This is a genomic window from Aestuariivivens insulae (assembly GCF_022662195.1).
GTDB classification, from domain to species: Bacteria; Bacteroidota; Bacteroidia; order Flavobacteriales; family Flavobacteriaceae; genus Aestuariivivens; species Aestuariivivens insulae.
On record NZ_JAKMCS010000004.1, the window covers coordinates 79,327 to 92,923 of the forward strand.

Genomic DNA, 13,597 nt, shown 5'->3' on the forward strand with positions numbered 1-13,597 from the left:
TTGTTAGCCATCTTGGTTCTTGATGCTTTGCGCTTTGGCTCCCTTACTGGATATTTTAAAAAAGCTGCCGCTACTATCGCTCTTGCGGGATAGTGCCATTTATTAACACAAAGGCTTCAATCTCCGTCAATCCCTATCAATCTCAATCAATCCTTTCAAAAGGCAAACAGAAAAGTAAACTAATTATTCCGTAAATTGATAATCCGAAAACTTTTCCAAGACCTCATCGAAAGTAGCAAACACATCCTCGGGCCTATCGCTGGTTACCATTTTGGTACGGTATTCCTTAAAATGCGGAATCCCCTTAAAATAATTGGTGTAATGCCTGCGGGTCTCAAAAACCCCTAAGGTTTCCCCTTTCCAATCTATGGCCATTTGCAAATGCCTACGTGCGGCCTCCACACGCTCCTCTATTGTAATAGGAGCCATATGTTCGCCCGTTTCAAAATAATGCTTCACCTGCCTAAAAAACCACGGATTGCCAATACTGGCACGGCCAATCATAGCCCCATCCAGCCCATAGCTGTCACGCATTTCCACAGCCTTTTCAGGCGTATCCACATCACCGTTACCAAATACGGGAATGTACATACGCGGATTATTCTTCACCTCGGCAATAGGCTTCCAGTCGGCATTTCCCTTATACATTTGGGCTCGGGTACGCCCATGAATGGCAATGGCCTTACAGCCCACATCCTGAAGCCGTTCGGCAACCTCAACAATTCTAATGGAATCATGGTCCCAGCCCAAGCGTGTTTTTACCGTAATGGGAATATTGGTACGCTTCACCATTTCGGCAGTAAGCTGTTCCATAAGGCAAACGTCCTTTAAAATTCCAGCTCCAGCACCTTTGCTCACTACCTTTTTAACAGGGCAACCAAAGTTAATGTCAATAATATCGGGGTTCGACTTTTCAACAATATCAATAGTTTGCAACATGCTATCCAGATTGGCCCCAAATATTTGGATGCCCACAGGGCGCTCCTTCTCATAAATATCCAGCTTCATAACACTTTTGGCAGCATTACGTATTAAGCCTTCGCTGGACACAAACTCAGTATACACCACATCGGCACCTTGTTCTTTACAAAGCGCACGAAACGGCGGATCGCTAACATCTTCCATTGGTGCTAACAACAACGGGAAATCGGGCAGTTCTATGTGATCTATTTTTACCAAGCTTAAAAATTTGGTGCAAAATTACTCTTTTTTGTTGAATCTCCCCCCAGAACCTTAAAAACCTAGCAAGTCTGAACAAAAAATCAGCTATATTTGCAAATTCAATCTAGGCATAGATTCCACTTATGAAGCACATTAGAAACTTTTGCATTATAGCACATATAGATCATGGTAAGAGTACCCTTGCCGATCGTTTGTTGGATTTTACGGGTTCGGTAACCGATAGGGAAAAACAGGACCAGTTATTGGACAACATGGACCTGGAACGCGAACGTGGTATTACCATTAAATCGCATGCCATACAAATGGACTTTGTGTACAAAGGTGAACAATATATATTAAACCTTATAGACACCCCTGGTCACGTCGATTTTAGTTACGAGGTCTCCCGTTCTATTGCTGCTTGCGAAGGTGCTTTGCTTATTGTGGATGCCGCACAAAGCATTCAGGCACAAACCATATCCAACCTTTATTTGGCTTTGGAAAATGATTTGGAAATTATTCCCGTATTAAATAAAGTGGACTTGCCTAGTGCCAGCCCCGAAGAAGTAACCGATGATATTGTAGATTTACTGGGCTGCGACCCCGAAGAAGTTATTCACGCCAGTGGTAAAACAGGTTTTGGCGTTGATAATATATTGGCCGCCGTTATAGAGCGTATCCCTGCCCCTAAAGGCAGCCCCGATGAACCCTTACAGGCTTTGATCTTCGATTCGGTTTATAATCCGTTTCGTGGCGTGGAAACTTATTTTAGGGTGATAAACGGTTCCATTAAAAAGAACCAGAATATTAAGTTTATTGCTACGGGAAAAACCTATTTTGCAGACGAAGTAGGTACACTTAAACTCAAACAATTGCCTAAAAACGAAATAAAAGCAGGCGATGTAGGTTATGTTATTACAGGAATTAAAGAAGCCAAAGAGGTTAAGGTTGGTGATACCATTACCGATGCCAAACACCCTACCAAGAATGCTATTTCTGGTTTCGAGGATGTGAAACCTATGGTGTTTGCTGGTATTTATCCTGTCGATACCGAAGATTACGAAGAACTTCGTGCCTCAATGGAAAAACTCCAACTTAACGATGCTTCCTTAGTATTTCAACCCGAAAGTTCTGCAGCTTTGGGCTTTGGTTTCCGTTGTGGGTTCTTGGGAATGCTCCATATGGAAATCATTCAAGAACGTTTGGAGCGCGAGTTCGATATGACCGTTATTACTACGGTTCCTAACGTATCGTACCATGCCTATATTAAAAAGCATCCAGACGATATCATTATTGTTAATAACCCTACCGACCTTCCCGATCCTTCAACATTAGATCGTGTAGAAGAGCCTTACATAAAAGCCACCATTATTACCAAGGCTGATTTTGTGGGCAACGTCATGAGCTTGTGTATTGAAAAACGGGGGATGATTACCAATCAAACCTATTTAACGCAAGATCGGGTGGAGCTTAATTTCGATATGCCTTTGGCCGAAATAGTTTTCGATTTCTACGATCGTTTAAAAACCGTTTCAAAAGGCTATGCCTCTTTCGATTATCATCCTATTGGTATGCGACAATCCAAACTGGTGCGTGTAGATATTCTATTGAACGCACAACCCGTCGATGCCCTTTCGGCCTTAATACATGCCGATAATGCACAGAATATTGGCAAAAAGATGTGCGAAAAACTAAAAGAGCTTATTCCGCGTCAGCAATTCGATATTCCAATACAAGCTGCTATTGGGGCTAAAATTATTTCTAGGGAAACCATTAAAGCGCTTCGTAAAGATGTTACCGCCAAATGCTACGGAGGTGATATTTCGCGTAAGCGTAAGCTGTTGGAAAAACAGAAAAAAGGTAAAAAACGCATGCGTCAAGTAGGAAATGTTGAAATTCCACAACAGGCGTTTATGGCTGTATTGAAGTTGAATGATTAGCAATTAGCGTTATTACAAACTACCAACCTATTAGTTTTCTATCTAAATTTTATTCATTTTTTAATTATATGATTGCGATTATTGTAAGTATTTAACTAACAATATCTCATTTTCGAGAATATTATTAATCAATCACATAAAAACCTTTATTTTCTTTAAAAATAGTGGTTCGGCAAAGAAAGTATGCAATAATTTTGTATGTTTAAAGACACATCCAAGCAATTACATGGCTTGGGGTTATCAGTTAATAAGTTAATGGTTATTATGTGTTAACCTGTATTCAATTAATCATAGTAAACCTTAAAAACATTAAATCATTGATTTTAAATCTAATGTGATTTCTCTTTGTAGCGTTTTCGGGATTAGGAATGGTGAAATTCAATTGTTTTATGTTTTTGTTGTAATTTACTAAAGGTTATTTACAGTTAATCCAACAATCCGTAATACTAACTTAATAACCTGTTTGTTTTTTTGAAACCGAAAAATTTTGTGCTTCAAAGCACATTATTTCAACTAAGAACCAAAGCCTGTGAATATAATCCATATAAGTGCTGAATGCTATCCCGTTGCCAAAGTTGGTGGTCTTGCCGATGTTGTTGGTGCTTTACCAAAATACCAAAATACTGCAGAGACCTCATCTCAAGTAATCATGCCTTTCTACGATGTAAAATTTACAAAGGAACATAACTTTACCCCAATATTTGAATCGGAATTGGATTTAGGTGAAGAACAATACCAGTTCCGTATTTTAAAGCTTAGTGAAAATGTATTGGATTTCGATATTTTCTTTGTCGATGTTCCTGATTTAATATTTAAGGATTATGTATATTCCTTTGATGATACCAAACGCTTTTTGGCCTTTCAAATAGCAGCTTTGGATTGGATGCTTACCTGGGACAGTTTACCAGATGTTATCCATTGCCATGACCACCATACAGGATTGACCCCTTTTATGCTTCAAGAGAGCCATAAATATGAAGCCTTTAGAAAAATCCCTAACATACTAACCATACATAACGCCCAATACCAAGGCTGGTTCTCTCATGATAACGTAAATTTAATCCCGCCTTTTAATTTTAATAATGTAGGCTTGCTAGATTGGGGCGGTCAAATAAACCCTTTAGCAGCAGCCATAAAATGTGCCTGGAGGGTTACTACGGTATCGCCTAGTTATATGGAGGAATTAAAAACCAACGCCAATGGTTTAGAACATTTATTAGCTCAAGAAAGTACCAAATGTATAGGTGTTTTAAACGGTATAGACACCAAGGTTTGGAACCCTGAAACCGACGATTATATTGTTAAGAACTACAACGAAAAAACCATTGACCCTGGAAAAAAAGCCAATAAAGAACATCTATGTGACACCTTTGGCCTAGATAGCAACAAGCCTCTTTTTGCCTTTATAGGAAGGTTGGTTGGCGAAAAAGGATCCGATTTATTTCCTGAAGCCTTTAAAATAGCATTACAAAATCCAGACCTATCTATACTCCTTTTAGGCTCTGGCAATAAAGACACCGAAAGCCAATTAGAAGCTTTAAAAGACACCTTTAAAGGGCATTACAATGCCTTTATTGGTTACGATGAAAAACTGTCGCATATCATTTATGCAGGAGCAGATTTTCTGTTAATGCCCTCTAGGGTAGAACCCTGTGGGTTAAACCAAATGTATGCCCTGCGATATGGCACCATACCAATTGTAAGGAGCATTGGTGGATTAAAGGATACGGTAACTGATATCTCAGAAGATAATGGCTTCGGTATATGCCATGACCATGTTACGGTAGATGAAATAACCCATGCCATTGAAAGAGGAGACCAGCTGTATAAAAACCAAACTCGGTTTAAGGCTTTAAGAACACAAATAATGAAGATAGACCATTCTTGGGATGCTTCAGCAAGTCAATATATTAAACTGTATAACTCTATAAACTAACTCGCTATGATAAACGACAAAGTCTTATCCATAATTTTAGGAGGCGGTCAAGGCTCCAGATTATACCCCCTTACAGAAAAAAGGTCAAAACCTGCGGTTCCTATTGCTGGAAAATATCGATTGGTAGATATTCCTATCTCAAATTGTATCAATGCAGACATAAAACGTATATACGTCTTAACACAGTTTAATTCAGCTTCATTAAATCGCCATATAAAGAATACTTATCATTTTAGTTTTTTCAGTTCGGCTTTTGTTGATGTATTGGCAGCTGAACAAACACCGCAAAACAAAGGATGGTTTCAAGGTACTGCCGATGCCGTGCGCCAAAGTATGCACCATGTTGTAAGGCACGATTTTGAATATGCCCTAATCCTTTCTGGCGACCAGTTGTACCAAATGGATTATGATAAAATGATAAAAGCCCACGAAGAAAGCGGTGCCAAAATATCCATTGCGACTATTCCGGTAAACGAAAAAGATGCCACTGGTTTTGGGATATTAAAAGCAGATGAAAACAACGTCATCACCTCTTTTATTGAAAAACCAGACGCCAGTTTATTACCCGAATGGACATCGGATGTTAGTGATGATATGAAAGCTCAAGGGCGAAATTATTTGGCTTCAATGGGTATCTATATTTTTAACAGGGATTTACTAATTGAGTTAATGAATGATCAATCCACCATAGATTTTGGTAAGGAAATTATCCCTCAAAATATCGAAAAACACAAAACCCTTAGTTATCAATATGAAGGTTACTGGACCGATATAGGAACTATCGAATCGTTCTTTGAGGCCAATATTGGACTTACCGAAGACATTCCAAAGTTTGATTTATACGACAAGAAAAAACGAATATATACCCGGGCCCGTATGTTGCCAACTTCAAAAGTATCGGGAACTATGTTGGAAAAAGCAGTTATTGCAGAAGGCTGTATAATTAGTGCTGCCAAGATAGAAAAATCGGTTATTGGAATCCGTTCTAGAATAGGTGAAGAATCAACAGTAATCAACACCTACATGATGGGTTCGGATCACTACGAAAACACCTTGGATATAAACAGAAACGAAGTCGAAATCCTTATGGGAATAGGTGAGCGTTGTTTTATAAAAAATGCCATTATAGATAAAAATTGCCGTATAGGTGATGATGTTAGAATAAATGGCGGGAAACACCTTGAAGATACCGAAACAGATACCTATGTCGTAAGAGACGGTATTATTGTTATTAAAAAAGGGGCTATTATCCCCAACGGAACTGTAATTTAATATATGACAAACGTAATAGCCCACACTCTTTTTTCTGAGTTCGATATCAACCTGTTCATAGCGGGAAAACACTACCGTTTATATGAAAAATTTGGGTCGCACCCACTTACCATAGACGGTATTCAAGGCACCTATTTTGCAGTATGGGCACCCAGTGCCAAGCAAGTCTCCGTTATCGGTGATTTTAATTATTGGAATGGCGAGGAATATCAACTTAACGTAAGGTGGGACGCTTCAGGTATTTGGGAAGGCTTTATTCCACATGTGGGCAAAGGTAATTTGTACAAGTACAAAATCCATTCACACCATAACGGTATTATAACCGAAAAGGCCGACCCTTATGCAAGACGGGCAGAGCATCCGCCCAAAACAGCATCAATAATATGGGACGACAACTATAAGTGGAAAGATAACCAATGGATGAAAAAGCGTAAAAAGCACAATGCTTTAGATGCGCCCTATTCGGTTTATGAAGTGCATTTAGGCTCGTGGAAAAAACAAGTGCAAGAAAACCGCTTTTTGTCGTATTACGAACTGGCAGACGAATTGGTAAACTATGTTAAGGACATGAACTTTACCCATGTCGAGCTTATGCCCATTATGGAGTTTCCGTACGATCCGTCATGGGGCTATCAAGTAACAGGCTATTTTGCACCAACATCCCGATTTGGCTACCCCGAGGAATTTAAATATCTGGTCGATAAATTACACCAAAACGATATAGGCATTATTTTAGATTGGGTACCATCGCATTTCCCAGAAGACGCCCATGGCCTAGGCTTTTTTGATGGATCACACTTATACGAGCATCCCGACCCCCGTAAAGGCTATCATCAAGATTGGAAAAGCTTGATCTTTAATTACGGGCGCAATGAGGTAAAATCCTTTTTAATAAGTAACGCTATATTCTGGCTGGAACAATACCATGCCGATGGATTGCGGGTCGATGCCGTGGCATCTATGCTCTTTTTAGATTACTCTAGGGAAGACGGTCAATGGGAGCCCAATGTTTATGGCGGTAGGGAAAACCTGGAGGCGATTGCCTTTTTAAAAGAATTAAATGAAGAAGTCTATAAATCGTTCCCCGATGTACAAACCATTGCCGAAGAATCAACAGCCTTTCCCGGCGTTTCCAAGCCCGTATTTTTAGGTGGCTTGGGGTTTGGCATGAAATGGATGATGGGATGGATGCACGACACGTTGGAATACTTTAAAAAAGATCCTATTTACAGGCAGTACCATCAAAACGATATTACCTTTAGTTTAGCTTATGCCTTTACAGAAAACTTTATGTTGCCTTTGTCTCACGACGAAGTGGTATATGGCAAAAACTCTATTTTAGGCAGAATGCCAGGAGACGAATGGCAACGCTTTGCCAACCTACGTTTGTTATACAGTTACATGTTTACGCATCCAGGAACAAACCTAATGTTTATGGGAGGGGAGTTTGGCCAATACAGCGAATGGGACTTCCAAAGCAGCTTAGATTGGAACCTATTGGATTACGAACCACATAAAAACTTTCAAACCTTTTTTAAAGCCCTTAATTCTTTTTATAAAGAAACCCACGCGCTATTTGAAAAACAATTTAGCCACGATGGGTTTGAATGGATTAGTTACGACGATCACCAAAACTGTGTCATGTCCTATATAAGAAAAGGGAAGGATCCTAAAAATGATGTCGTGGTAGTTTGCAACCTTACGCCAGCCGCTAGGAAAGGCTACAAAATAGGCTTACCAAAAAAGGGGAAACTTAAAGAAATCTTCAATAGCGACCAAACAACATTTGGGGGTAGTGGGGTATCTAATAAACGTGCCCTAACTATAAAAGAAGAGCCTTGGAACGGAAAAACGTTTTCGGCTAAAATTACGCTTCCTCCGCTAGGGGTCGCTATTTTCCAATTTCAGCCTTAATATATTGATACTTTTATGATTATATAGCTAATTGTTTGATTTTAACGCAAACAATTAGCTGTATTTTTACTAAATATAAAGGCTTAAAACTTAATATATTTTTTACTTTCGTTGTTTAATTAATTTCATCTTTTATGATATTAAATACAGAACTAGAACATAAAGGGAACCTGTTTCCTTCCAAAATAATTTCATACGAAAAGAACCTTAACGTACTCTCATTTAAAACCGAAAATGGCGTTGTTTTACAAGTTACCGTTCGTCGCGATAGTATCTTACGTTTTAGATATACCACAACAGGTATTTTTGATAACGATTTCTCTTATGCCATTACAAAATATGCCAGTAGAGGGTATAACCATCTTGAAGTAACCGAAGATGAAGACCAATACATTATTACAACCTCAAAGCTTATTTGTCACATTTCGAAAGCAGATTTAAGAATATCTATTTTTGACGCTAAGGACAACTTACTTGTTTGTGAAGACGAATTGGGATTCCATTGGGAAGAAAGCTATGAGCTGGGTAGTGATATAGTTAAAATGTCTAAAGCGGCACAGCCAGGGGAAAGTTATTATGGTTTAGGTGACAAACCTGTTGATAATAACCTAAAAGGAAAGCGTTTTGAAAACTGGGTAACCGATTCTTATGCCTACGGCAGGGACACCGACCCCATTTATAAAGCGATACCCTTCTATACTGGATTACACCACAAAAAGGCTTATGGTATCTTTTTTGACAACACCTTTAAAACCTTTTTCGATTTTTGTCAGGAACGTAGAAACATTACCAGTTTTTGGGCTCATGGTGGAGAAATGAACTACTATTTTATCTATGGTCCAGAAATGTCTGAAGTAGTTGCCAATTACACCGATTTAACTGGAAAACCACATGCACTGCCACCACTTTGGGCCTTAGGGTACCATCAATGTAAATGGAGCTACTATCCAGAATCGAATGTAAAAGCGATTACGGCTAAATTTAGGGAATTACAAATCCCCTGTGATGCCATTTATTTGGATATTGATTACATGGAGGGATTCCGTTGCTTTACATGGAGCAAGGAATATTTTCCAGACCCTAAACGCATGGTTAAAGAATTGGCCGAAGATGGGTTTAAAACCATTGTAATTATAGATCCAGGTATTAAAATAGATATGGACTATAGTGTCTTTAAAGAAGGACTTGAAAAGGACTATTTCTGTAAACGTGCCGATGGCCCCTATATGAAAGGAAAAGTCTGGCCAGGCGAGTGCTATTTTCCAGATTTTACACGTGCTGAAGTAAGAGAATGGTGGTCTAATTTGTTCAAAGAACTTATTGAAGATATAGGCGTAAATGGTGTTTGGAACGATATGAACGAACCTGCGGTAATGGACGTTCCTGGGAAGACATTCCCTAACGATGTACGTCACGATTACGATGGCAACCCTTGCAGCCATAGAAAAGCACATAACGTTTATGGTATGCAAATGGCACGTGCTACGTATCAAGGGTTAAAGAAATTCTCGTATCCTAAACGTCCGTTTGTAATAACTAGGGCTGCATATTCTGGAACACAACGCTATACCTCTAGCTGGACAGGTGACAATGTGGCTTCATGGGATCACCTCAATATAGCCAATTTACAGGCACAGCGTATGGCCATGTCCGGGTTTTCGTTTGTAGGCTCAGATATTGGTGGATTTGCAGAACAACCCAACGGCGAACTATACGCCAGATGGATTCAGTTAGGTATATTCCATCCGTTTTGTAGAACCCATTCCTCTGGTGATCACGGCGACCAGGAACCTTGGGCCTTTGGTGACAATATTACCAATGTTGTAAGGAAGTTTATTGAGCTAAGATACCAATTGCTACCTTACTTATATACCGCGTTTTGGAGGTATGCCGAAGAGGGTATTCCTATTCTAAAACCATTGGTGCTTTACGATCAAGAAGATTCCCAAACCCATTATAGAAATGACGAATTTGTTTTTGGTGAAAAAATACTGGTATGCCCTATTAATGCGCCAAACCAAAAAGGAAGACGCATGTATGTTCCAAGAGGGCAATGGTATAATTTCTGGACCGATGAGGTCGTAACAGGAGGCCAGGAGCTTTGGGTTGATGCCGATTTAGATAGCATGCCCATTTTTGTTAAGGAAGGCGCTATAGTCCCTAAATACCCTGTACAGCAGTATGTTGGCGAAAAAGTTGTTGATGAATTGTTGCTAGACGTGTACTATAAATTAGGCAAAGAAACCTCTGAAGTGTACGAAGATGCCACCGATGGTTACGACTATATAAAAGGCAGGTACAGTTTAAGGACTTTCAAACTACAAGGCAAGAAAAAGGAATTGATTATTCAGCAGCATAAATCGGGTAAATTTATAACTACCTATAAGACCTTTAAATTGAACCTTCATGGGTTGCCTTTTGAAATTTCGAAAGTGCAAATCGATAATGAAGAAATAGCCTTTAAAGATATTAAGCTAAATGGAGATAACACTTTGGTGCTTACTAAAGAGTTTACCGAGCTACATATTATGGCTTAGGCATAAGAAATTAAAAAGTAGAAAACTGAAATGTCACACTGAGCATTGCTGAAGTGTGACATTTTAGCTTGGCATAAAAATTTCTTAAAGGTTTCTGTTTTGGAATATATCTAGGATTCACAAATAAATCTCCCCAATTAAATACAGCTTACATTGCCCACATATTTCAACCCTTTCATTTAAGTAGTTGCATTGCAAATACCCGCCTCGTTTGGAAAGCTGTAATGCTGTTAATTGGGTTTTACCTAGTTGTTTGGACCAATAGGGCGTTAAGGTAGTATGTGCCGAGCCAGTTACAGGGTCTTCATTAATTCCAGACTGGGGCGCAAAAAATCGTGACACAAGATCAACAGCGTTCCCTTTAGCCGTTATAATAACGCCGCGACCATTTAATTTTGAAATCTCACTATATCTGGGGGTTATTGTTCTTATATCGTTTTCATTTTCAAACACAAATAAATAATCTGTTTTGCCCTTATAAGCCCATTGTGGTTCTAGATCAAAACAACGGGTTATTTCATTAGATAATGGAACTGCTTCTATGGTGTCTACTGGAAAATTTAAAGTTAATAGTTGTTCGTTTTTGGTAACGGTCAAGACACCACTTCGTGGAGAATAAAAGTCAATCTTGTTTTCAGTATGGTTTTCGTAATTGAACAACACAAAAGCTGCTGCCAATGTCGCATGTCCACAGAGATCTACTTCAACTTCTGGTGTAAACCATCGTATTTCATATTGATGGCCTTGCTTAACGTAAAAGGCGGTTTCTGCAAGGTTGTTTTCCATCGCTATATTTTGCAAAATAGCATCCTCTAACCAGGTTTCAAGAGGGCACACTGCCGCTGGATTTCCAGAAAAAACCTTATCTGTAAACGCATCGATTTGATATATTTTTTGTCGCATGTTAAACTAACTTTTGCATTTCCTCGGCATCGAAAGGCTTTCCTAAGTATACCAATTGAAACCCTTTTTGAATAGTATCTATATCTAGATTGTGCGAAGAGATTATGTGTAACTCTCCATCTGTATCTTTAATAAACAAAGGAATGGTGTCCTGATCATTATTGGTGATTTCAATAAGTTTATCGTAATGATCTTTATCATTCAATGCTATTTCCTGAATTGAAGGATGCCTAGCTGTCAATTCTATTAACGCATTGTAGTCGTCTGTATGAGAAAATAATCCCTCCTTAGGGTTATAGTTATCGTCTAACATTTCTTGGGGGGTAACCAGTCTAAATGAACCGTTTTCACCAAACTGCTCTCCAAACTTGTTAATTGCATATTTATTAATATCTGGGTTCCCGGTTAAGGCCATTAAATAGCCCATATCGTTTAACTCGATATTATCCATTAAGGTGTCTGAATATATATTTGTAGTAATCGCTTCCAAATCCATTTCATTGGCTTTTTCTACATTACGTTCGTTACTATCAATTAATACCACATGCCTTCCGTTAGACTCCAAATAATGCCCTATCAACCTGGAAATTTTAGAAGCCCCAACAATGAGTATCCCTTCCGATTTGGTTAAAAACACGCCAACCAATTTAGCAAATAACCGTGCTGTGGTTGCATTTAATAACACCGTCCCTAAAACTATCATAAATACAAGAGGCGTAATATACTCTGCTCCTGGCACACCTTGCTTAATGAGTTTACTGCCAAAAAGAGAAGCGATACCAGCAGCAACAATCCCCCTTGGGCCTACCCAACTTATAAAGAGTTTTTCGTTGAGTTTAAGGTGTGATCCTGCCGTACTTATAAAAACGGCTAGCGGTCTTATTAACAGTATAACTGCTAAAAAAATAGCAACGGTTTTCCAGGTATACAATAACATTAAATCTTCAATGTTGATATTAGCGGCCAAAAGAATAAATAGGATGGAGATAAGTAAAACACTCAACGATTCCTTAAAATACAGCAATTCCTTAATATTTTTAAGCTTACTGTTCCCTAATACCATACCCATAACCACCACAGCTAGTAGACCAGATTCGTGGGCGAAAATTTCAGATTCTACAAATACCAACAATACTGTGGAAAGAGACACTACATTTAATAAATAATGGGGTATCAGTTTTTTATTGATTGCAAAAGCCAATGCATGGGCAAATGTAAATCCAAAAGTAGTTCCAAAAAGAATGATTTTACCAAACTCAATTAATGCTGTTTTAGTAAAACCACTATCGCCTTCAACACTAATAAACTCAAACACCAATACAGCAACCAAAGCACCTATAGGGTCTATTAATATACCTTCCCATTTTAGTACGGCCGAAACATCTTTCTTTAGTGGAATATTCCGAAGTATTGGCGTAATAACCGTAGGCCCTGTAACAATAATAAGCCCTGAGAACAGAAATGAAATTTCCCAGCTTAGATCGAAAATAAAATGGGCCAAAATACCCGCTCCAAAGAAGGTAACAGCAGACCCCAGGGTTATTAATTTGGTGATAACAGGCCCTAGTGTTTTTATTTCAGATCGCTTTAAGGTCAATCCGCCTTCAAATAAAATAATGCTAATGGCTAACGATACAAAATAAAAAAGGCCTTCCCCAGGAAAAAGGCCTTGCTTTCCATTCCAAATAGGTTCTATCCACTTACTACCATCTTCGGAAAAGTACTCGGCAGCAATTGGCCCAACCAATAGCCCAATTATAATTAACGGAAGGATGGCAGGAATTTTAAATTTCCAAGCAAACCACTGAGCCAATATTCCTAAAATAATAATTCCTGCAAGTTCTAACATAAGCTATATTCCATTTAAAAAGCACTAATTTAAACAAAACGGTTGATTTTATATTTTTAAAAAATGTTATCTTTCAGCTTTTAGA

The 13,597-nt window shown here is 38.6% G+C and carries 8 protein-coding genes; 5 read left to right on the forward strand and 3 right to left on the reverse strand.

The window, feature by feature from the left end; all coding sequences use genetic code 11:
- Positions 1-183: 183 nt before the first annotated feature.
- On the reverse strand, positions 184-1,179 hold the full coding sequence (dusB, locus tag MR062_RS06380) for a tRNA dihydrouridine synthase DusB (RefSeq protein ID WP_242203260.1): 996 nt from the start codon (positions 1,177-1,179) through the stop codon (positions 184-186).
- A gap of 125 nt (positions 1,180-1,304) precedes the next feature.
- Between dusB and lepA the strand changes: the two genes are divergently transcribed.
- The 5 genes from lepA to MR062_RS06405 all read left to right on the forward strand — a co-directional run bounded on the left by lepA (position 1,305) and on the right by MR062_RS06405 (position 10,760).
- Positions 1,305-3,101: a translation elongation factor 4 gene (gene lepA / locus MR062_RS06385; protein WP_242203261.1), complete on the forward strand. Its 1,797-nt coding sequence runs from the start codon at positions 1,305-1,307 to the stop codon at positions 3,099-3,101.
- A 529-nt stretch (positions 3,102-3,630) separates the two neighbouring features.
- Positions 3,631-5,037, forward strand: coding sequence for a glycogen synthase (locus MR062_RS06390; RefSeq protein ID WP_242203262.1), 1,407 nt, complete (start codon positions 3,631-3,633; stop codon positions 5,035-5,037).
- A gap of 6 nt (positions 5,038-5,043) precedes the next feature.
- Positions 5,044-6,309: a glucose-1-phosphate adenylyltransferase gene (locus MR062_RS06395; protein ID WP_242203263.1), complete on the forward strand. Its 1,266-nt coding sequence runs from the start codon at positions 5,044-5,046 to the stop codon at positions 6,307-6,309.
- Between the two features lie 3 nt (positions 6,310-6,312).
- Positions 6,313-8,223, forward strand: a complete 1,911-nt coding sequence (gene glgB, locus MR062_RS06400; protein ID WP_242203264.1) for a 1,4-alpha-glucan branching protein GlgB — start codon at positions 6,313-6,315, stop codon at positions 8,221-8,223.
- A 134-nt stretch (positions 8,224-8,357) separates the two neighbouring features.
- The gene (locus tag MR062_RS06405; RefSeq protein WP_242203265.1) at positions 8,358-10,760 is read left to right on the forward strand and encodes a glycoside hydrolase family 31 protein; all 2,403 of its coding nucleotides are present in this window, start codon (positions 8,358-8,360) and stop codon (positions 10,758-10,760) included.
- Between the two features lie 117 nt (positions 10,761-10,877).
- On the opposite strand, the gene MR062_RS06410 is transcribed toward MR062_RS06405, so the two are convergent.
- Both MR062_RS06410 and MR062_RS06415 read right to left on the reverse strand, forming a co-directional pair.
- Complete coding sequence (locus MR062_RS06410; protein WP_242203266.1) at positions 10,878-11,663, reverse strand: PhzF family phenazine biosynthesis protein; 786 nt, start codon at positions 11,661-11,663, stop codon at positions 10,878-10,880.
- Position 11,664: 1 nt separating this feature from the next.
- On the reverse strand, positions 11,665-13,512 hold the full coding sequence (locus MR062_RS06415) for a cation:proton antiporter (protein ID WP_242203267.1): 1,848 nt from the start codon (positions 13,510-13,512) through the stop codon (positions 11,665-11,667).
- Positions 13,513-13,597 lie beyond the last annotated feature (85 nt).

What these genes read in the sequence shown, in the direction of transcription:
- lepA (WP_242203261.1), top strand. Translation starts at nt 1,305, where the DNA reads ATGAAGCACATTAGAAACTTTTGCATTATAGCACATATAGATCATGGT.
- MR062_RS06395 (WP_242203263.1), top strand. Translation starts at nt 5,044, where the DNA reads ATGATAAACGACAAAGTCTTATCCATAATTTTAGGAGGCGGTCAAGGC.
- glgB (WP_242203264.1), top strand. Translation starts at nt 6,313, where the DNA reads ATGACAAACGTAATAGCCCACACTCTTTTTTCTGAGTTCGATATCAAC.
- MR062_RS06405 (WP_242203265.1), top strand. Translation starts at nt 8,358, where the DNA reads ATGATATTAAATACAGAACTAGAACATAAAGGGAACCTGTTTCCTTCC.
- MR062_RS06410 (WP_242203266.1), bottom strand. Translation starts at nt 11,663, where the DNA reads ATGCGACAAAAAATATATCAAATCGATGCGTTTACAGATAAGGTTTTT.
- MR062_RS06415 (WP_242203267.1), bottom strand. Translation starts at nt 13,512, where the DNA reads ATGTTAGAACTTGCAGGAATTATTATTTTAGGAATATTGGCTCAGTGG.